Source organism: Clostridium kluyveri, from assembly GCF_001902295.1.
In the GTDB taxonomy this organism is placed as follows: Bacteria; Bacillota; Clostridia; order Clostridiales; family Clostridiaceae; genus Clostridium_B; species Clostridium_B kluyveri_B.
This window is the reverse complement of sequence record NZ_CP018335.1, coordinates 3793124-3810259: the sequence shown is the minus strand read 5'-3', so window position 1 is coordinate 3810259 and position 17136 is coordinate 3793124. Positions and strand designations below refer to the sequence as shown.

The 17136-nt window shown below is 34.2% G+C and carries 34 protein-coding genes; 32 read left to right on the top strand and 2 right to left on the bottom strand.

What is annotated here, in order from left to right:
* Window positions 1–11 precede the first annotated feature (11 nt).
* From BS101_RS18560 to BS101_RS18455, 29 genes are all read left to right on the top strand, one after another.
* Window positions 12–221, top strand: coding sequence for a hypothetical protein (locus BS101_RS18560; protein ID WP_073540152.1), 210 nt, complete (start codon window positions 12–14; stop codon window positions 219–221).
* A 24-nt stretch (window positions 222–245) separates the two neighbouring features.
* Window positions 246–1007 carry a hypothetical protein gene (locus tag BS101_RS18555; protein WP_073540151.1) on the top strand — a complete coding sequence of 254 codons (762 nt, stop codon included), beginning with the start codon at window positions 246–248 and terminating at the stop codon, window positions 1005–1007.
* Window positions 1008–1023: 16 nt separating this feature from the next.
* The gene (locus BS101_RS18550; protein WP_073540150.1) at window positions 1024–1203 is read left to right on the top strand and encodes a hypothetical protein; all 180 of its coding nucleotides are present in this window, start codon (window positions 1024–1026) and stop codon (window positions 1201–1203) included.
* 18 nt (window positions 1204–1221) lie between these two features.
* Complete coding sequence (locus BS101_RS23010) at window positions 1222–1359, top strand: hypothetical protein (RefSeq protein ID WP_156876093.1); 138 nt, start codon at window positions 1222–1224, stop codon at window positions 1357–1359.
* A 12-nt stretch (window positions 1360–1371) separates the two neighbouring features.
* Window positions 1372–1512 carry a hypothetical protein gene (locus tag BS101_RS23500; RefSeq protein ID WP_198039514.1) on the top strand — a complete coding sequence of 47 codons (141 nt, stop codon included), beginning with the start codon at window positions 1372–1374 and terminating at the stop codon, window positions 1510–1512.
* Window positions 1513–1515: 3 nt separating this feature from the next.
* On the top strand, window positions 1516–1821 hold the full coding sequence (locus tag BS101_RS18545; RefSeq protein WP_073540149.1) for a hypothetical protein: 306 nt from the start codon (window positions 1516–1518) through the stop codon (window positions 1819–1821).
* A 172-nt stretch (window positions 1822–1993) separates the two neighbouring features.
* Entirely contained in the window at window positions 1994–2401 is a 408-nt protein-coding gene (locus BS101_RS18540) for an AAA family ATPase (protein WP_073540148.1), read from the top strand.
* Window positions 2402–2441: 40 nt separating this feature from the next.
* Window positions 2442–2888, top strand: a complete 447-nt coding sequence (locus BS101_RS18535) for a hypothetical protein (protein ID WP_073540147.1) — start codon at window positions 2442–2444, stop codon at window positions 2886–2888.
* 21 nt (window positions 2889–2909) lie between these two features.
* A complete protein-coding gene (locus BS101_RS23005; protein WP_156876091.1) occupies window positions 2910–3047 on the top strand; it encodes a hypothetical protein in 138 nt (45 codons plus the stop codon).
* Between the two features lie 202 nt (window positions 3048–3249).
* The gene (locus BS101_RS18530; protein ID WP_073540146.1) at window positions 3250–3447 is read left to right on the top strand and encodes a hypothetical protein; all 198 of its coding nucleotides are present in this window, start codon (window positions 3250–3252) and stop codon (window positions 3445–3447) included.
* An 800-nt stretch (window positions 3448–4247) separates the two neighbouring features.
* Window positions 4248–4640 (top strand): recombinase RecT, encoded by a 393-nt coding sequence (locus BS101_RS24045; protein ID WP_242951335.1) that lies wholly within the window; start codon window positions 4248–4250, stop codon window positions 4638–4640.
* On the top strand, window positions 4637–4855 hold the full coding sequence (locus BS101_RS24040) for a hypothetical protein (RefSeq protein ID WP_242951334.1): 219 nt from the start codon (window positions 4637–4639) through the stop codon (window positions 4853–4855). Before BS101_RS24045 ends, BS101_RS24040 begins: the two co-directional genes overlap by 4 nt.
* The gene (locus BS101_RS18520; RefSeq protein ID WP_347472952.1) at window positions 4828–5595 is read left to right on the top strand and encodes an MBL fold metallo-hydrolase; all 768 of its coding nucleotides are present in this window, start codon (window positions 4828–4830) and stop codon (window positions 5593–5595) included. Before BS101_RS24040 ends, BS101_RS18520 begins: the two co-directional genes overlap by 28 nt.
* Window positions 5596–5608: 13 nt before the next feature.
* Window positions 5609–6427, top strand: coding sequence for a hypothetical protein (locus tag BS101_RS18515; RefSeq protein WP_073540096.1), 819 nt, complete (start codon window positions 5609–5611; stop codon window positions 6425–6427).
* Window positions 6357–7226 (top strand): ATP-binding protein, encoded by an 870-nt coding sequence (locus BS101_RS18510; protein WP_073540095.1) that lies wholly within the window; start codon window positions 6357–6359, stop codon window positions 7224–7226. Before BS101_RS18515 ends, BS101_RS18510 begins: the two co-directional genes overlap by 71 nt.
* A gap of 52 nt (window positions 7227–7278) precedes the next feature.
* Window positions 7279–7560, top strand: a complete 282-nt coding sequence (locus tag BS101_RS18505) for a hypothetical protein (protein ID WP_198039630.1) — start codon at window positions 7279–7281, stop codon at window positions 7558–7560.
* Complete coding sequence (locus BS101_RS24035) at window positions 7557–7721, top strand: hypothetical protein (protein WP_242951328.1); 165 nt, start codon at window positions 7557–7559, stop codon at window positions 7719–7721. Before BS101_RS18505 ends, BS101_RS24035 begins: the two co-directional genes overlap by 4 nt.
* 43 nt (window positions 7722–7764) lie before the next feature.
* A complete protein-coding gene (locus BS101_RS18500; RefSeq protein ID WP_242951327.1) occupies window positions 7765–8028 on the top strand; it encodes a DUF1064 domain-containing protein in 264 nt (87 codons plus the stop codon).
* Window positions 8029–8032: 4 nt separating this feature from the next.
* Window positions 8033–9184 carry a DUF4317 domain-containing protein gene (locus tag BS101_RS18495; RefSeq protein ID WP_073540093.1) on the top strand — a complete coding sequence of 384 codons (1152 nt, stop codon included), beginning with the start codon at window positions 8033–8035 and terminating at the stop codon, window positions 9182–9184.
* Between the two features lie 126 nt (window positions 9185–9310).
* The gene (locus tag BS101_RS24030) at window positions 9311–9868 is read left to right on the top strand and encodes a hypothetical protein (RefSeq protein ID WP_242951333.1); all 558 of its coding nucleotides are present in this window, start codon (window positions 9311–9313) and stop codon (window positions 9866–9868) included.
* 103 nt (window positions 9869–9971) lie between these two features.
* Window positions 9972–10358 (top strand): DNA cytosine methyltransferase, encoded by a 387-nt coding sequence (locus tag BS101_RS24460; RefSeq protein ID WP_347472798.1) that lies wholly within the window; start codon window positions 9972–9974, stop codon window positions 10356–10358.
* Complete coding sequence (locus tag BS101_RS18485) at window positions 10324–11298, top strand: DNA cytosine methyltransferase (protein WP_347472797.1); 975 nt, start codon at window positions 10324–10326, stop codon at window positions 11296–11298. The genes BS101_RS24460 and BS101_RS18485 overlap by 35 nt, the downstream gene beginning before the upstream one ends.
* Window positions 11299–11629: 331 nt before the next feature.
* Entirely contained in the window at window positions 11630–11791 is a 162-nt protein-coding gene (locus tag BS101_RS23000; protein WP_156876080.1) for a hypothetical protein, read from the top strand.
* A gap of 22 nt (window positions 11792–11813) precedes the next feature.
* Window positions 11814–12017, top strand: a complete 204-nt coding sequence (locus BS101_RS18480; RefSeq protein ID WP_073540090.1) for a hypothetical protein — start codon at window positions 11814–11816, stop codon at window positions 12015–12017.
* Window positions 12018–12203 carry a hypothetical protein gene (locus tag BS101_RS18475; RefSeq protein ID WP_073540089.1) on the top strand — a complete coding sequence of 62 codons (186 nt, stop codon included), beginning with the start codon at window positions 12018–12020 and terminating at the stop codon, window positions 12201–12203.
* 10 nt (window positions 12204–12213) lie between these two features.
* The gene (locus BS101_RS18470) at window positions 12214–12456 is read left to right on the top strand and encodes a hypothetical protein (RefSeq protein ID WP_073540088.1); all 243 of its coding nucleotides are present in this window, start codon (window positions 12214–12216) and stop codon (window positions 12454–12456) included.
* Window positions 12441–13037 (top strand): hypothetical protein, encoded by a 597-nt coding sequence (locus BS101_RS18465; protein ID WP_073540087.1) that lies wholly within the window; start codon window positions 12441–12443, stop codon window positions 13035–13037. The genes BS101_RS18470 and BS101_RS18465 overlap by 16 nt, the downstream gene beginning before the upstream one ends.
* 77 nt (window positions 13038–13114) lie before the next feature.
* Entirely contained in the window at window positions 13115–13582 is a 468-nt protein-coding gene (locus BS101_RS18460; protein ID WP_073540086.1) for a transcriptional regulator, read from the top strand.
* Between the two features lie 120 nt (window positions 13583–13702).
* Window positions 13703–14149, top strand: a complete 447-nt coding sequence (locus BS101_RS18455; RefSeq protein ID WP_242951326.1) for a helix-turn-helix domain-containing protein — start codon at window positions 13703–13705, stop codon at window positions 14147–14149.
* A 120-nt stretch (window positions 14150–14269) separates the two neighbouring features.
* Here the strand turns inward: BS101_RS18455 and BS101_RS18450 are convergent, their stop codons facing one another.
* Window positions 14270–14458, bottom strand: coding sequence for a hypothetical protein (locus BS101_RS18450; protein ID WP_073540085.1), 189 nt, complete (start codon window positions 14456–14458; stop codon window positions 14270–14272).
* A 51-nt stretch (window positions 14459–14509) separates the two neighbouring features.
* On the opposite strand from BS101_RS18450, the gene BS101_RS23495 reads away from it, so the two are divergent.
* Window positions 14510–14671, top strand: coding sequence for a hypothetical protein (locus tag BS101_RS23495; RefSeq protein ID WP_198039509.1), 162 nt, complete (start codon window positions 14510–14512; stop codon window positions 14669–14671).
* Between the two features lie 55 nt (window positions 14672–14726).
* Here the strand turns inward: BS101_RS23495 and BS101_RS18445 are convergent, their stop codons facing one another.
* Window positions 14727–15062 (bottom strand): YmaF family protein, encoded by a 336-nt coding sequence (locus BS101_RS18445; RefSeq protein WP_073540084.1) that lies wholly within the window; start codon window positions 15060–15062, stop codon window positions 14727–14729.
* 149 nt (window positions 15063–15211) lie between these two features.
* Between BS101_RS18445 and BS101_RS18440 the strand changes: the two genes are divergently transcribed.
* Window positions 15212–15733 (top strand): transposase, encoded by a 522-nt coding sequence (locus tag BS101_RS18440; RefSeq protein WP_073540144.1) that lies wholly within the window; start codon window positions 15212–15214, stop codon window positions 15731–15733.
* Window positions 15726–17129: a phage terminase large subunit gene (gene terL, locus BS101_RS18435; protein WP_073541414.1), complete on the top strand. Its 1404-nt coding sequence runs from the start codon at window positions 15726–15728 to the stop codon at window positions 17127–17129. Before BS101_RS18440 ends, terL begins: the two co-directional genes overlap by 8 nt.
* Window positions 17130–17136: the final 7 nt, after the last annotated feature.

Here is a 17136-nt window from a genome sequence, read left to right as displayed (position 1 = left end):
AGATAAAGAAAATGTTTAATGCCGAGGAAGTTAAAGGATTTAACAAATTAAGTAATGCAGACAAGGACCTGTTCACAAGATTCTGTAAAAAGTTTTATGATGCATGGGAATATCCAGAGAAGCATAAACCGGTAAAAGTGCAAAAAATGAAGGGGTATTTGAAGGTGACTTTGGTTGATGTTAGCTGGTTGCATATTACTAAGGATTGTGAGTGGTATTAGGTATGGAGAGGGAGAGAAGAAGCCATGGGAAGGAATAGTAATTTTTCCATAAGTGAAGTTGAGTATCTAGAAAATAATTGGGGAATTAAGTCCATTAATGCTATGGCTAATGATTTAAACAGAAGTATATCTTCAATAATGAATAAGAAAACACGTTTGCAGCTTGGAGCATTTTTGGATAATGGTGAGTATATAACAGTCAATCAACTTTTTAAGGCTATAGGAAGAGAAAAAGGTACTGGTTATACATTGCGTAACTGGATAAGAAAAGGGTTCCCTGTTAAAAATAAAAAAGTTTTGAATAGTAGTTTTAGAGTAGTTTATTTGGAAGATTTTTGGAAGTGGGCCAGAGAATACAGAATGCATATTGATTTTAGCAAATTTAAAGAAAATGAATTGGGACTTGAGCCAGATTGGGTAAAAGGGCAGAGAAGGGCGGATATTGCTTTTTCTAAATACAAGGTTACCCAATGGACCAAAAAGGAAGATTCGCAGCTTGAAAGTTTACTTGGAATCTTCAGATACAGTTATAGAGAGCTGTCAATGCAGATTCTTAGGACAGAAGCAGGCATTAAAAGGAGAATCAACGATTTAGGTCTAAACATGTGGCCTATCAAGGACTTGTCCCGCAGCTGGAGAAGTGAAGAAATAAGTATTGTAACTGATATGTATAACAATGGTTATAAAAGTGATGTCATAAAAGAATATATAAATAAGTCTGCTCAAGCTATAAATGGGAAGATAGAAAGGTTAATAAGGGATGGCATATTAGTAAAACATAAATAGGAAAGAAGGTGGAAGCATGATAAAACAATTGTTCCATAACGCCGGCATCAAAGTGACAGACCAGGAACTCAAAGAAATAATGCAAATTACTACAGATGATATAAGAGAAAACCGAATGAAGTTCGGTAAAAAGACAAGCATGGAGCAGATGTTTACTATTGCAAAAAGAAGTTTAAAAGTGCTGATGAGTGCTTGAAGGGAGGCCAATAAATAGATGCGAGATAAGGAGTTTATGAAGCTGCAGAAGGAAAACAAGGTGCTTAGGGAGCTTTTAAGAGAAGGTATTCAATTTATGGAAATTTGCGTGGAAAAGGTTAAGTGTCAGGAGGATGTGTGCAAGCAGAAGAGTTAGGGGGTGAATAACATGGATGCACTTACAGTAAAGAAGCTTAGAGAGTGCAAACTGGATAACAACGGAGAGCTTTATGATCCGGTATCTGGGGAGACTTTCAAGAGCATTGATGAACTAACAGTTGAGGAAGTAAAAATATTTGTGGAGGGATAGGAGATGTGGATTAGAAGCCAGGACAAATTGTTTCTTGTAGAGGCAAAAAGGATATTAATACTTTCACCCAATGCCTACAGAAAGAAATTTGAAATAGTTAACTATGTTTCAGAAATATCAGATGCTGAACTTGGTACTTTCGCAGATTATGATAGCTTAGGCGAATATGAATCTAAAAAAAGAGCTATTGAGGTGCTGGATGATATACAAGAAAATATCAACGTTTTGGAGTATGACAAAGTGTATAAATCTCACAATGAAAAAATGTATGCACAAGGTCGGTATGTTTACCAAATGCCAGAGAAATAAAAAACGCCCTCGCCAAAGGGCACAAAATTAAAACTTCGTTATCCCCATTCTACCGCAGAATGGGGGAAAAATCAAATAGGAGAGAGATTATGATATTTGATTTCTTTATATACTATGTAGCATTAGTATTTATGGGAATAACTTTTATAGAAAAATATCAAGGAGGTAGAACATGAGTAAAACAATAGTTTTAAAAGAACTGCATCTTAGAAGTTTCAAGGGAATAAAAGAGCTTGACATAAACTTTGACAAAATAACCAACGTCTATGGGGACAATGCTACAGGAAAGACTACGATATTTGATGCCTTTACATGGCTTTTGTTTAACAAGGATAGCCAGGACATAAGCAAGTTTGATGTGCAGCCACTTGATGAAAATAATAAAGTAGTTCATATGGTTGATACGGAAGTGGAAGCAGTACTTGAGATAAATGGTATAAACACAGTGTTAAGGAAGCTCTTGAAAGAAAAGTGGGTTAAACCAAAGGAAAAACTGAATCAGAGTTTCAGGGTGCCACTACTTCTTATTATATTGATGATGTACCTAAGAAAGAGAAAGAGTATAAGAAAAAATAAATGAAATCATCCAGGAGGATATATTTAAGCTCCTGACAAATCCAATGCATTTCTCAACTAAAATGACATGGCAGGAAAGAAAAAATATACTCATGGGAATGATAGGTGAAATTACAGACCAGAATGTCATTGATTCAAAGGGAAAATTGAAACCTCTGGAAGAACTTCTCGTAAACAAGGATATAGATGAACTTAAAAAAAGCATAAATGCATCAAGAAAAAAGCTTATAAAGGACAAGGAGTCAATACCTCCTAGAGTTGACGAACTTAGAAAAAGTATAAAAGAAGAAGATGTTGACTTTGAAGCCCTGAAGTTCAGAAAGCGTGGAATAGTTGCAGGAATGAAGAGTGTGGAGGAGCAGCTCCTTGATAAAACAAAACTTGATGATGAACTATTTATGAAAAAAGACAAGCTTTATGGACTTAAATCCAAACTTAAGGATATTGAACATGAGGAAGTTGAAAAGGCCGAAAGTGGAAAGATAAAATAGCCCAGGACATAACCAGTTTAAATGGGAAATAGCCAGCTTAAGTTTGATATTAAATCCCTTGAAATGGAGAAAAACAACAACCTTAAAATAGCCAGCAACTTAGAAGTAGAAGTTAAGAATTTAAGGACAAATGGTATGAGGAAGATGAAAAGTTTTTGAACTTCCAGAAGATGCAAAGATTTGTCCTTTCTGCCAAAGACCTTTTGATGAAGAAGATGTGGAGAGTCACAGGCAAGAGATGGAGGGTAATTTAAACAGAATAAGCGACAATTACAAGAAGATAAGGCCCAAGGTTAGAAAAATCTAATGAACTTAAAAGTATAAAGAGAGATATAAAGAATGATGCGCCCTGAAAAATGCTATGGATTCTCTGGAAAAATTCAATAATGAAAAAGATAAACGTCAATCTGAAATGGACAATTTTGAAATAAATATAGACCTTGATAGTAACAAGGAATACCAGGGAATATTAAAACATGTGGAAGAACTTGAAACGGAACTTTCAAAACCAGTGAACGGATACCCAGATAAGAGAACTAAGGAGAGAAAAGAAGTATAGAAAAAGAACTTGAGGAGGTCAACTACAAGCTGGGATACAGGGAAATGAATGATAAGACAAATGCAGGATTGAGAACTTTAAACAAGAAAAAGACTAAGTCCAGCAGATTGCTAATTTAGAGAAACAAGAGTTCCTGGTGATGAATTTATAAAAACCAAGGTTGAACTTATGGAATCAAGTATCAATTCAAATTCAAATATGTTAAGTTTAGGTTCTTTAAACAGTTAACGGAGGATTGAAGAGGGCTGTGAACCCTTGTAGATGGTTCCTTTCTACGAAACTTAAATTCAGGCGCAAGGATTAATGCGGTATAGATATTATAAACACCCTGTCTCAGCACTATGGAATTAATGCACCAATATTTATAGACAACAGGGAAAGCACCACAAGCTTATAGATGTGGAAAGCCAGGTAGTGAATTTAGTTGTAAGCAGTAAAGATAAATCTTTAAGGATTGAAAATGGTGAACTTGCGGAGGAAAAACACTGGCAAGTTAAGTTAAAGGAAGGTGATAAATGGAAATAAAAGTACTGCAATAACACTAGCCAAAGAAGATGCCCTTAAATCAGATAACGGAAAAAATAGGGGAGCTTAGAAAAAATAATGAATAGTTTTCCGCCTAATTATTCAGTTGCAATGCCCTAAACAGTGCATGGTTCAACTTCAAGAAGTAAGAAAAGGACATAAACCTGCATTGGAAGTATGTACAAAAATTCAATTATAGGTTCTTATGATATGTGCTGCAGGGACTCACCGCTAAAAAACAATGCTATTTGTAGTTTACGGAAATCAACTGCATTATGCGTAGTTACATGGGAACAGTAGCAGTAACCAAAAGGTTGAAAGGTGTTAAGGACATTAAAGCCTATTGTATATATGAAGGTGATGAATTTGAGCAGACCTATGATTTAGATACAGCAACTTTAAAAATCAGTAAATTCAATCCTAAGTTTGAAAATATAGATACAAATAAAATCAAAGGTGCCTTTGCTGTAGTAATAGGAGAGAATGGTCCCATCCATGCAGAGGTAATGAATATCGACCAGATTAGAAAAGCATGGGGACAGGGTATTGCCTATAAAAGTGGAAAATCTACAGCCCATAATAATTTTACTGATGAAATGGCAAAGAAATCGGTGATAAACAGGCTTGCAAGATGTATGCAAATACTTCTGACGACAGTGACCTTTTGATTGAAGCTTTTAACAATACGGATAAGACCTATGATGAAGAAAGTATGGTAGGTAATGTTGAATATGAAGTTAAGGAAGAAATAAAGGATAAGGCAAATAAAAAGTCTATAGATATAAAGGCTTCTGAGGAGAAAACGGATAAGCAGAATGTAATTGATGTGGAGCCTGAGAAGGTGGAAGAAAACAAATCCAATTCACAGAACAGACTGAAATAGAAGGCCAGGATTTTGATGAACTTACAGTTTTAGGGAGTGGTAGCAGTGGAAACTGCTATCTGCTCCAGAATAGAGATGAGACTTTGATACTTGAATGTGGATTGCCCTATAAGACTATTTTAAAAGGACTAGATTTTAATTTGATGAATGTTGTAGGGTGCCTGGTAACACATGAGCATAAGGATCATAGTAAGGCCATAAAGGAGTTTATCAGTAACGGAATAGATGTTTACAGCAGCAGTGGAACATTGAAGGCAGTAGATGCTGGGGATTATAGAGCACAAGTAATTGAATCTGAAAATCAGGTTTCTATAGGGGATTTTACTGTACTTCCATTCGAAACTGAACATGATGCAATAGAGCCTTTAGGGTTCCTTATACAACATAGTGATATGGGCAAGCTGCTCTTCATTACAGATAGTTACTACTGCCAGTATAACTTTACAGGACTTAATCACATTATGATTGAGTGCAACTACAGTATGGATATTGTAAATGAAAACTTTGAAAGAGGATTAATACATCCTGTACTTAGGAACAGGCTTTTGAAATCTCATTTTAGCCTGGAGAATGTAAAAGAATTTTTAAAGGTCACTGATTTAAGTCAGGTTAAAGATATTGTGCTTTTACATCTTAGTGATAGCAATAGTAATGCTGCACAGTTTCAAGAAGAGATAGAGAGGCTTACAGGAAAGCCTACCTATATTGCGGATAAAGGTTTGAAGATAGATTTATTTTAAGGAGTATTGGATTATGGGAGAAGGCAAAGGATGGATAAGTGTACACAGAAAAATTCAATACAGTTGGTTATGGCAAGAGAAGCCTTTTTCTAAAGGCCAGGCTTGGATTGACCTTCTCCTGTCAGCCAACCATAAGGATAAGAAAACTTTACTTGGTAGTGAATTAATAAATGTAAAAAGAGGAAGTTTTATAACGTCACAAAAAAAATTAATGGAAAGATGGGGGTGGGGTACAGAAAAAACTAGAAGGTTTTTAAAGCTCCTTGCTACCGAAGAAATGATAAAATTATCAACTGATAAAAGAAAAACTATGATTACAGTAGTGAATTATGAAGAGTACCAAAATCAGAACGGTTTAAATGAAGATATATCAACGAGTTCCGCCGATAACCAGAACGATAATGGATTACAAACAGATTACAAACAGAATGATAATGGATTACAAACAGAGACAAACAATAATGATAATAAAGATAATAATATTACTACTACTGAAAAAGAGCCATGGGAAATAGCATTAAAATATTTTTGCCAAAAATCAGGAAAGCTGGATCTGAATTTAAAACCTCGTGAACTAGAAGCCGCCCAGAAGATTTGTAATGAGGTGCTGTCCCTCAATACAGTTCTAAGAGGTATAGATCAAGCCTTTGATAGATTCAAGCCAGATACTGAGAATGATAAAATAAACTCTTTTTGCTACTGCATAGGCATTATAAAAGATTTATGGAAACGTGAAAATATCAAGAATGGGGGTAAAAGTCATGATAGAGACCCAAAACAAGAAAATACAGAAAAGGGGATCGACAGCTCCGGGATTGGTTTCCACTTCTGAAACAGAACTAGACAATTGTCCTGTTTGTGGTGAACCTACAGGAAAAGTGGTCAGGCTAATGGGGAGAAATTATATAGTCCCAAGGATGTGTAAGTGTAAAAAAGAAGCCTTTGAAGAAAACGAGCGTATATCTCAAGCCAGAGAAAAGCAGATTAGGCTTGAGAGAATATTTAATAACAGCTTAATGACCAGGGAGTTTAGGGAGTTCACCTTTGAAAGCTGGGACCATACTTTGGGCAATGAGAGCATGTATGAACTAGGAATAAAGTATGTGAAATGTTTCAAAGAAAAAGCCTTGAAAGAAAACGTAGGCCTGCTTATTTACGGAAAGCCAGGTAACGGAAAAACATTTTTATCGGGGTGTATTGCTAATACACTTATAAAACAGTTTATACCTGTGGTTTGTGTTTCTGCTATTGGAATTTTGGAGAGGATAAAGAGCAGTTTCAGAAGCTACGGTGATGAAGGAGTGCAGAACATACTCAATTGCTTGGATAACGCAGATTTGGTGATTATTGACGATATAGGAGTTGAAAATAATACGGATTGGTCCAGAGCTACCATGTATCAAATATTGGATTCAAGGTACAGGAAGAAAAAACCATTAATTATAACATCAAATTTGTCAATGAATCAACTTAAGAGGAGATATGACAGGGACTGTGAATATGATATTGGCAGAACTGCAGATAGATTAATCCATGACATGTGTTCCCCTATTGAAAATACAGGTTCAAGTATACGGATAAAGAATGGGATTAGAAAAACCCAGATGCTCAGAGATATACTAAACAGTTAGAAAGTAAGGAGGAATAATGTGAAACTTAAGAATTTAAGCAACATAAAATGGATTGGCGGCAAACATGGAAAGCAAGAAAACAGACGATAAGCCAGCGAAGCCGGCGGATAAACCGACGAAGGACTGCGAAGAGCCGGCGAAAGATATTAATGAAAAGTCTGGGAAAAGACTGAAAATAGCATTACTCCAAGGTAAGGTAATGAGTTATGAAATTCAAGAGGGTGGATTTCTTTTAAGGCAAAAATCTTATATTAATACCATACCAGTAGATTTCAAGGATATTGATGATTTTATTGCAGAACTTAGGGAGCTTAAGGAAGTAGCCAAGGCATGAGTAGTTTAAAAATCATAAGAGGAGCCAAACCCATAAAATTTGGTAATCAGATAGGAATGAAGATGGATGAACTGGACAGAGGAACAATACCAGGAATACCTCAAAAAGAGAGGTCAGAAGGTAGAGAAACCAAAAGTAAAGAAGCAGAAATACAGGAATAAGGGTGCATGGCATGATGGAATGTATTTCAGGAGTCAGCTGGAAATGAAGAGATACTGCCAGTTAAAACTTTTATTCTATGCTGGGGAAATCGCAGGATTTATATTGCAGCCGGAGTTTATTCTTCAGGAAGGTAAAGGAGAAGAAAGAGCTATAACTTATACTGCTGATTTTCTGGTTTTGAATAAGGATGGTACCTACAGTGTTGAGGATACCAAAGGTTATGAGTCAGCACAATGGAAGAGGACGTACAAGCAGTTTAAATTGAGGTATCCAGAGGTAGAACTGAAAATATTGAAGGAGGTATAAGTTTGTGAATAAAAAGGATTTATCGGATATAAGAAAAGAATTTAAGTTGGGAAGCTATATGCTTAAAGTTAAGGAAATCTATAGTGTTTACCTGAAAAAGGATAACGGTGAAATAATAACAGGAGAACTGGAATATTTTGAAATGATGGAAGTAGAAAAGAGAGAGCTTTATTTAAATAACTTTAAAAAAGTGCTTACAGGAACTTTGGATTCTAAAATATTTGAGTTGGATTTTAAAAATATAAATGAGGAAGAATCAGAAGAAAATACTCAGCATGTATTATATGCTGCTTTAAATTCAAAGGAAAGAATAAGTGAATATGCAGATAAGATAGTGGATAAAATTTCTCAAAACTATAATTATGATACGGATGTGGTTATAAGTTTTACAAAGGCAGAATATTACAGTGATGGTAAGAGAAAAAAAGATTCTTTAGAGGAATATGTACAAGCCATAGAAGTTATATTGTGTAGTGTAAATAAAGTGGAAATACCTAAAAAGATGCTGAAGTTTGATTATACGGAGATGAAATTTAAACCTAATTCTGCATTAGATATGGTTATAAACTTAAATTCTCCTGTGGAAGGATTCATGTTTCCAAGCTTTACATCTGAATATGTAGATGTAAATAAAATAATTTATTATTCTTCAAAATCAAAGAAGATGAACAATGTTTTCGTAGAAAAAGTATTGGAATGCAATATTAAACCCACAGCTTTGGAAGAAAAGGAGAATTTTAATGCCATTTTAGGGATCTCATTAGGGGGAAAAATAAAACCTGATATAGTTCAGGATATATACGAAAGGATAAATGAAAAATTTCAAGATGAGGGAGAAGAAGAGCCTATTTTGGATATAAATGAAGTAACCAGAGTGTTAAGGGAAAGTGGAGTTGAAAACACAGGAATAGTTAAAAGTGCTTTTGAAGAAGTGTGTGGAGGGGATTATGAATTTAAGGTCAGAAATGTAATACCTGATTTTGGAAGCAAGTCTATAAAGATAGAAAATGAGAGTACCAATATAACCATAAGTCCCAGGGATTTGAGTACTGTAAAACAGGTGGTATATGTTAAATCGGGAAAGAAGTGCTTACTTATAGAACTTAAAGAGGACATGGTTATAGATGGATTTAATTTGGAAACAGAAGTTGATTAGGAAGGTGAACACATTGAAACTAAAACTAATGGTGCTTAGAAATTGATAGACCGAAAGGAATAAAATAGACAATCGTACAATGACTTGGGAAGATTGGAAGGATAAAGTTTTAGAGGAGCAGGAGAGTTGTGTGAAGCTCTCTCCTCTGGAGATAAGAAAAAGATAATGGAAGAGGTACTGGACGTTATTCAAGTAGGTATAGGAATCTTGGCCAAGCTTTTTAGAGAGAATTTTGACATAGTTCAGGGATTTCACAGGCACAATAAAAAGTTGGTTGATAGGGGCTGTGAGGCTTGTGCAGAGGTTGGGGCTGATGTGGTAGGAGATAGGATGATGGAAAATAAAAACGAAGGCATGATTAAAGGTTTTACTCAATTATCAAGAGCATGGTATGGAGAGGTTTGTTTAAGGAATTCAGATTATGTAGATAGAGTAATTTTTGGGTTGTATTCCTCCCAAGGAGGTACAACCGGTGAAATGACAGTGGATTGGATAAATCTAAGTGGAAAAATAGTTCCTGAATTGAATATATTCAGTGATGCTTGGAGCGCGTTGTCAAATTTTCATGATTTGATTAATGTATTAGGGGAACATGATAGTGAAGACCCCACACCTGAAGAATTCTGCAAATATTTATTAGATTGTGGTTTTATGGACAGAACTGAAACTATTATAGGATATTAGTTGTGACATAATCTGAAATTATTGTGAAGTAAATAAAAAATAAAAATCGGAGTAATTCTAGATAAAATGCATGGCCATGCCTCCAGACGTGGAGGTTAAAACAATGAATAAAGGACTTATAATTGATATTTTTGCAGGTGGAGGTGGAGCATCTACGGGAATTGAAATGGCAATGGGGAGACCGATTGATTTAGCAGTAAATCATGATCCTGATGCTATATTAATGCATAAAACTAACCATCCAGAGACTATGCACATTACAGAAGATATATTCAAGGTTGACATGCTTAAATATACAAAAGGTCGTCATGTTTCACTTATGTGGGCTTCCCCAGACTGTACAAGTCATTCAAAAGCAAAAGGCGGGCAACCCAAGATAAAAGGATTAAGAATATTGCCATGGGCAGTATACAAACATGCGAGAAAAATTTTGCCAGATGTTATCCTAATGGAAAATGTCGAAGAAATTCAAAAAATGGGGTCCTCTTGATAATGAGGGACATCCTATAAAAGAACGTAAAGGGGAAGATTATAAGAAATTCATTAGTGCAATGAAAGGATTAGGTTATGAATTTGACAGTAGGGAGTTGATAGCTGCTGATTATGGGGCACCAACAACAAGGAATAGATGGTATGCAGTATTTAGGCGTGATGGAAAAAATATTATTTGGCCGGAACCCACACATAATAAACTTGGTGTAAATGGACTTAAAAAGTGGGAACCAATATCAAAATGTATTGACTGGAATGACTTAGGAAGTTCCATATTTACAAGGGAAAAGCCATTAAAGGAAAAAACACTTAACCGAATTGCAAGAGGAATTGAAAAATTCATTATTAATGATGATAACCCTTACTTTTTACCAGATGATATAGCATCATCATTCCTTATCCAATATCATGGTGAAACAAAAAAAGAATATGTAAGAGGTCAGAGCTTGAATGAACCAATAAAGACTATTGACACAAGCAACCGATATGGATTAGTTACTGCATTTATCACTAAATTTTATAAGAGTGGTACTGGACAGGCAGTAAATGAACCCATACACACCATTACAACAAGTCCTGGACATTTCGGTTTAATTTCGGCCTTTCTAATCAAGTATTATGGAAATGGGATAGGGCAAAGGGTGAGTGGGCCTATAGGTACTATAGTTACTAAAGATAGATTTGGACTTGTAACGGTTGTGATTAAAGGAGAGCAATATCAATTAATTGATATATGGTTTAGGATGTTAAAACCTGAAGAATTAAAATTAGGTCAAGGTTTTCCGGAAAATTATATCATTGATCATGATTATACTGGTAAAAGGTATCCAATAAGTAAAAGGGTTGCAAGAATAGGAAATAGTGTAGTACCGGTAATGGCAAAAGTATTAACACAGGCAAATATGTCTGAAAGTTGCAGAAAAGAACATGTAAGTTAGTTCGTATCTCAAATACTTTGCAATAAAACTAAATACCAGGGATTTATATGCCCCTGGTATGAGGAACTAATATGTTAAAGATAAACATTGAAAAGATAATTATTCAATGGATATATAAATAGTATGTGTAAAGTTATAAGTTATTATACATGGGAATTTAATATAGATTAGTTGTAATTTCAAGTAAAACTAAACACCGGGGATTATCCATCCCCGGTATAAGGATTAATTATGTTACACATACATTAAAACATAATTACATAATGAAACACAAAGATAGTATGTGCAAAATTGGATTTATTATGCATAGAAATTTGAAGAAGGTGAGTAGATGGAACATTTAATAAAATTAGGATATGTGTTTATAGGAACATGGGCTTTAATTAGCATAGTTGGGATAATAGGCATTTATATAGTTGTCAGGAATTGCAGGAAGGAAAGTGCTAAGAGTTATAAGAATTTTAAAAAAGAATGGGACAGGCATGGGAGGTAAATAAGTTAAGGAGGAATAGCTTATGTGCCAATATTGTGACGGTGAATATGGAAAAAGCATTCTTATAAACAAAAGCCCTGACAGTAAAAAAACACAACCTAATGAAGCTGTAATATTTCAATTGAAAGGTGATAAACCCAGAATAGTATTATTTAGGCATAGACTTGCACAAGGACATTTTAAGATAAAGTATTGTCCTATGTGTGGAAGAAGGTTAGGAGAATAAATGGAGTATATATTAGTATACAAAGATGATAAAAAAGTTGAACAGGAAGTAATTATTGAAGCCAAAACGGATAGAGCTGCGATATCTCAAGTGGATAAGATACTAGGAGATAAAGTATATACGGAACCAGGGCTTTATTTGAAAGAAGAATATGATAGGGAAAAGGCATTAAAATTAAGGGAATAGGAGGGGTGGTATGAATAAATATTTGGTTTCATGCTTTATCTTTACTGAAGATAAAGAGTGGGGAGTTGCAGATGTGGAAGTAAGCTGTAAAGCTAAGGATATATACAATGTATCAGGGTTAAGAGATGCTATAGTTAAAAAAATGGATATATACAATACAGTTATTATCAATATAATGCTTTTGGAAAGAGAAGGTTTATTAAGACGATTTTTAAAACTTATTAAAGGAGGGATTCCATGGAAGCAGTGCTAACAGAACTTAAGCATGTTGATGTAACCAACCATTGCAAGGAGAGATATGTGGAAAGAGTTAAGGGAATAACTAATAGTTTTGATATAGAAAATTACGTGTTAACGAATAATGACAGGATAATACGAGATATAAATAAGATATTTAACTATTCAGAGTTTTTAACGGAAGACCGGCTTGGTGGAGATGGAACTATCAAAAGATTCTATGTAAAGGATGATATACTCCTTGTTTTGAGACAGGATGAATCGGTAATCATCACTCTTATTAAAATTGACTATGGTTTTCCTGAAAAAATAAACAGAGGAATTGTCAAAGAGCTGCTGGAAGAAATAAATTCATTAAAGGAAGATTTACAGGAAAGTGAAAAGGCCATAGTTTCTTATATAAACGTCAGGAATTTAGAGAAAGAACGGATTTCTAATAAAATTAAATTCCTTAAAGAACGAATAAAAGAAATTGATATGGATATAGAAGGAAAGAGGAAAAGTATTAATATGCCAAAACTTAGGATAAAGAAATACGTGAATATGATATATAATTCCATGGAATTAAGAAGGGATATAGAGCAGTTGGCTAAATAATTGACGATTTCATAGTAAAATGCAGAATATGAGACAAATAAAAGTTTAGCTTAAATAAGTACATGGGAGGGAACTGTATGTTGGACAAAGAAACATTTAAAAGGACAGAAGGTAAGCTGTATGGCTATTTTAGAGATCTTAAGGAAATGGAAGCTTTGGAACTGGAATGCAAAGACCTTCAAGATCAGGAGGAAAGTATTCAGTGGGATATAAAGCACTCAAGTGAAAGCGTGATAGAAAATGAAGATGAAAAGGAAATTAAGGAGCTTAAGAATGAACTAAAATATGTAAATAGAAAATTCCGTAAGAATATGTCCAGGATAAGGTGGTTAAAGAGAAATACAGCTCCGTTGAAGAAAGTTCTGACAGTCCCTCCACTATCAGAAGAAATTATGCAATTCATTATTTATAAGTACAAGCTAAATAAAAGCGTTGGATGGATAGCAAATGAAATGTATGGTGGTGTAAGAAGTACTGCCTACAGGTGGCGAGAGGATATACTGGAGGATATCGTGAAGTGGGAAGGGGTATATGGCAATAGCTGAAAAAATAATGCTGTTGCCTTTTTTAATCGTAAAAAATCTTGAGACAAAAATGAGACAAATTTGAAACAAAAATAGGACAAAGTTGGGACAAAATACATTGAGAAATAGTATATAATATAAATGAAATTCAAAGAGTTGAATTTGGTAAAAATAAAACATGTCCACTTTTATGGTTTGGGTGAACTATATTCTTTTTTAGGAGCTGATGATTTGAGAGCTGTGTTAAATAAAGAAGAAGTTAAGATTTTGTATTTAGATGGGTTAACAGCCCCTGAGATTGCTAGAAAATTAAATGTTAAAAAAGATACTGTAGAAAAATGCATCCAAAGAAACTTTAGTAATTTAAAATATAAACATAGGGTTGCCTTAACATGTAGGCGAGAGGTGGTAAAGGCAGTTAACTATGAAGCAAATAAATATATAAGTGATAGTGCGTTTGTAGAAAAGAATAGGTCTATATATAAAACGAATCCTGACGGGGATATAGTAATAAATAAAGAGGTTGCTCCTGTAGTTACATGGGACACTCCGAGAAGATTGGCAAATGAAAATAAAGTTAAATTTTAATATTCCCCATGAATATACCTCTAGCTCCAGGGTTAAATAGGGCTGCCAATGCGGGAAACCGTAAATAAAATAAAACTATATATGTGTATGTCAAAGGTAGGCACTCGTCATTTAGAGTGCTTATTTTTCTTTTATAGAATTTATTATTAGGTATGTACAAATTATTATAGTTGCTCCTAATGCATATAAAGTAATCAATATTGTGCTTGAATCAGAATCATTATTAAATATTACATCAAGAATAGATGAACCATACATAAATGCAATAAAACTTATAACCCATAGAAATATGTACTTTAGAATTTTCATAGATGAGAAATCTCCTTTTTATTTAATCATAACATAAAGAAGGTGAGAGGTATGAAGATAAGAGAAATCCTGAAAGAAAAGCTTAACCAAAATAAAAAACTAAATAAAGATAAACCAAGGAGAGGCGAATACCTCTCCTTTTCTGATATTGAAAAATTAATGCGGCATGAGTGTTACAGGAGAGTTAAGGGTGCTGTTAGGAGGATGAGGTAGAATAATTAAAATACAGCAGAGCTGCATGAATATTTAGCAGCTCTACTTTTTAAGATTAGGCTTCTTCTGAAATAGGGTTTTCAATAAGTGTAGCAAAAATTAAATTATGAGTGTGGCCATCGTTTTCTGTAGTTATTGCTCGTACAAAATGAACATGTCTTCCATTTCCAACATCTATTTGAAGTCCTGAGGTTGCTTCGAATTCATGAAAATGGTTTTCATAAAAATCTGTTCTTGCTTTAACTACATGAACATGTCCGCGTGTAACTCTAAGCGCCGGACCAGATACTCCAGCAAATCTATGATTATGAGGATCTTCCTCTAATTCAGCTAACATAGTGCTTCCTAAAAATTCATGGTCATGTGTTTGAACTTTATTACAACAAGACATAAGTCTTACCTCCTTAGCATTATAGTATGGTTGACGAATTTATTATGATACTTATAATTAATGAAATTTAGTAGAGGGATGAAACTATAATAAAGCTCTTTCTTCATCCCCCAAACAAAACGAATGAGGCAGGTGGTGACAATGTAGAGATGGGAAAATCAAAATGGGATACTGTAAAAGATAAACTGATATTAGTTGAAGGTTGGGCCAGGGAAGGACTCACTGAAGTCCAAATAGCTAAAAATTTAGGTATAAGCGAAAGTACATTGAATGATTATAAAAAGAAATATCCGGAGTTTTTGGAGTCCCTAAAAAAGGGCAAAGAAGTAATTGATTTTGAAGTTGAGAATGCACTTTTAAAGAGAGCACTAGGATATAAATATGATGAAGTTACCCAAGAAAGAATTTTACAAAAAGATGAATATGGCAAGGTAATTACTGATATTCATGGATTCCCTATCTATAAAATGGTAGTTACAAAGACAGTTAAAAAGGAAGTTGCACCGGATACTACAGCACAGATATTCTGGCTTAAAAATAGGAAGCCCAAGGAGTGGAGAGATAAGAGAGATGTTGAGCATAGTGGGGAGGTTTCAGTAAATAATCCATACAAAGATTTAACAACAGAGGAACTCAAGAAATTAGCTGCTCTTGATGATAAAGATGGATAAAAAACAGATAGCACTGGGTGCAAAGATAGAACTCGCAAGGCGTGAGTTCTTTTATTTTTGTAATTTAATAGCTCCTGATTTTTATAAGAAGAACAGAAAATATCTTGTAGAACTATGTGCTGATTTCCAAAACTTTTATGAATCTGATGATGAAGTACTTATACTCAATCTTCCACCTAGACATGGAAAGTCAAGGACTGCTTCAAATTTTGTAGAGTGGGTGTTTGGTAAAAATCAAAAGGAAAAGGTGATGACAGGATCATATAATGAAACTCTTTCAACAACATTTTCAAAGGCTGTAAGAAATGGCATATCCGAAGAAAAGGCAGATAAAGACAAAATAGTATATTCAGATATATTTCCAGGTGTAAGTATCAAACAAGGTGATGGAGCTATGAATTTATGGTCACTTGAAGGTGGCTACAATAATTACCTGGCAACATCTCCTACAGGTACAGCCACTGGGTTTGGATGTTCTCTCATGATTATAGATGATTTAATCAAAAATTCAGAGGAGGCATACAATGAGAATGTTCTGGAGAAGCACTGGGATTGGTTTACTAATACAATGCTTTCAAGGCTTGAAGAAGGCGGCAAAATAATAATCATAATGACCAGATGGGCCACTGGAGATTTAGCAGGAAAGGCATTAAAACATTTTCTTGAAGAAGGTAAAAAGATAAAGCATGTTAGTATGAAAGCTTTGCAGGATAATAAAAATATGCTTTGTGATGAAATACTTTCTCTAAAGAGTTACAATTCTAAAATAAGAGCCATGGGTGAAGATATTGCTAGTGCTAACTATCAGCAGATTCCTATAGATGTTAAGGGAAAACTGTATAGCAGTTTTAAAACTTATACAGATATACCTAGGGATGATAAAGGCAATTCATTATTCACAAGAATAAAAGCTTATATTGATACTGCAGATGAAGGTAGTGACTATTTATGTTGTATTGTATATGGGGAATATCAGAAAGAAGCTTATGTGCTTGATGTGTATTATACAAAAGATCCTATGGAGATAACAGAATCAGGAACAGCTAAAATACTTTATGAAAATAAAGTAAATCTAGCCGATATTGAAAGCAATAATGGTGGTCGAGGGTTTGCAAGATCCGTTGAAAGAATCCTAAGAGATAAATACAGTAGTAATAGAACAAAAATAAAATGGTTTCACCAGAGTAAAAATAAGGTTGCTAGGATAATATCCAATTCAACTTGGGTAATGGATCATATTTATTATCCTGTGAACTGGAAAGACAGATGGCCGGATTATTATAAGGCAATGACAACTTACCAGCGAGAAGGTAAAAATAAACATGATGATGCTCCAGATGCTACAACTGGGATAGCAGAAAATATAAATAAAAAGAGAATGGAAGTATTTAAATAAAGAAAGG

Excerpts from the sequence above, each read along its gene's own strand:
- BS101_RS18450 (WP_073540085.1), bottom strand. The coding sequence starts at position 14,458 with ATGAAAATTCTAAAGTACATATTTCTATGGGTTATAAGTTTTATTGCA.
- BS101_RS18510 (WP_073540095.1), top strand. The coding sequence starts at position 6,357 with ATGATAGAGACCCAAAACAAGAAAATACAGAAAAGGGGATCGACAGCT.
- BS101_RS18465 (WP_073540087.1), top strand. The coding sequence starts at position 12,441 with ATGGAAGCAGTGCTAACAGAACTTAAGCATGTTGATGTAACCAACCAT.
- BS101_RS18555 (WP_073540151.1), top strand. The coding sequence starts at position 246 with ATGGGAAGGAATAGTAATTTTTCCATAAGTGAAGTTGAGTATCTAGAA.
- BS101_RS18550 (WP_073540150.1), top strand. The coding sequence starts at position 1,024 with ATGATAAAACAATTGTTCCATAACGCCGGCATCAAAGTGACAGACCAG.
- BS101_RS18540 (WP_073540148.1), top strand. The coding sequence starts at position 1,994 with ATGAGTAAAACAATAGTTTTAAAAGAACTGCATCTTAGAAGTTTCAAG.
- BS101_RS18535 (WP_073540147.1), top strand. The coding sequence starts at position 2,442 with ATGCATTTCTCAACTAAAATGACATGGCAGGAAAGAAAAAATATACTC.
- BS101_RS24460 (WP_347472798.1), top strand. The coding sequence starts at position 9,972 with ATGAATAAAGGACTTATAATTGATATTTTTGCAGGTGGAGGTGGAGCA.
- BS101_RS18475 (WP_073540089.1), top strand. The coding sequence starts at position 12,018 with ATGGAGTATATATTAGTATACAAAGATGATAAAAAAGTTGAACAGGAA.
- BS101_RS23000 (WP_156876080.1), top strand. The coding sequence starts at position 11,630 with ATGGAACATTTAATAAAATTAGGATATGTGTTTATAGGAACATGGGCT.
- BS101_RS23010 (WP_156876093.1), top strand. The coding sequence starts at position 1,222 with ATGCGAGATAAGGAGTTTATGAAGCTGCAGAAGGAAAACAAGGTGCTT.
- terL (WP_073541414.1), top strand. The coding sequence starts at position 15,726 with ATGGATAAAAAACAGATAGCACTGGGTGCAAAGATAGAACTCGCAAGG.
- BS101_RS18485 (WP_347472797.1), top strand. The coding sequence starts at position 10,324 with ATGTCGAAGAAATTCAAAAAATGGGGTCCTCTTGATAATGAGGGACAT.
- BS101_RS18480 (WP_073540090.1), top strand. The coding sequence starts at position 11,814 with ATGTGCCAATATTGTGACGGTGAATATGGAAAAAGCATTCTTATAAAC.
- BS101_RS24035 (WP_242951328.1), top strand. The coding sequence starts at position 7,557 with ATGAGTAGTTTAAAAATCATAAGAGGAGCCAAACCCATAAAATTTGGT.
- BS101_RS18455 (WP_242951326.1), top strand. The coding sequence starts at position 13,703 with ATGAAATTCAAAGAGTTGAATTTGGTAAAAATAAAACATGTCCACTTT.
- BS101_RS23500 (WP_198039514.1), top strand. The coding sequence starts at position 1,372 with ATGGATGCACTTACAGTAAAGAAGCTTAGAGAGTGCAAACTGGATAAC.
- BS101_RS24045 (WP_242951335.1), top strand. The coding sequence starts at position 4,248 with ATGCGTAGTTACATGGGAACAGTAGCAGTAACCAAAAGGTTGAAAGGT.
- BS101_RS23495 (WP_198039509.1), top strand. The coding sequence starts at position 14,510 with ATGAAGATAAGAGAAATCCTGAAAGAAAAGCTTAACCAAAATAAAAAA.
- BS101_RS18440 (WP_073540144.1), top strand. The coding sequence starts at position 15,212 with ATGGGAAAATCAAAATGGGATACTGTAAAAGATAAACTGATATTAGTT.
- BS101_RS18515 (WP_073540096.1), top strand. The coding sequence starts at position 5,609 with ATGGGAGAAGGCAAAGGATGGATAAGTGTACACAGAAAAATTCAATAC.
- BS101_RS18500 (WP_242951327.1), top strand. The coding sequence starts at position 7,765 with ATGAAGAGATACTGCCAGTTAAAACTTTTATTCTATGCTGGGGAAATC.
- BS101_RS18545 (WP_073540149.1), top strand. The coding sequence starts at position 1,516 with ATGTGGATTAGAAGCCAGGACAAATTGTTTCTTGTAGAGGCAAAAAGG.
- BS101_RS18470 (WP_073540088.1), top strand. The coding sequence starts at position 12,214 with ATGAATAAATATTTGGTTTCATGCTTTATCTTTACTGAAGATAAAGAG.
- BS101_RS23005 (WP_156876091.1), top strand. The coding sequence starts at position 2,910 with ATGGGAAATAGCCAGCTTAAGTTTGATATTAAATCCCTTGAAATGGAG.
- BS101_RS18530 (WP_073540146.1), top strand. The coding sequence starts at position 3,250 with ATGGATTCTCTGGAAAAATTCAATAATGAAAAAGATAAACGTCAATCT.
- BS101_RS18560 (WP_073540152.1), top strand. The coding sequence starts at position 12 with ATGTTTAATGCCGAGGAAGTTAAAGGATTTAACAAATTAAGTAATGCA.
- BS101_RS18460 (WP_073540086.1), top strand. The coding sequence starts at position 13,115 with ATGTTGGACAAAGAAACATTTAAAAGGACAGAAGGTAAGCTGTATGGC.
- BS101_RS18445 (WP_073540084.1), bottom strand. The coding sequence starts at position 15,062 with ATGTCTTGTTGTAATAAAGTTCAAACACATGACCATGAATTTTTAGGA.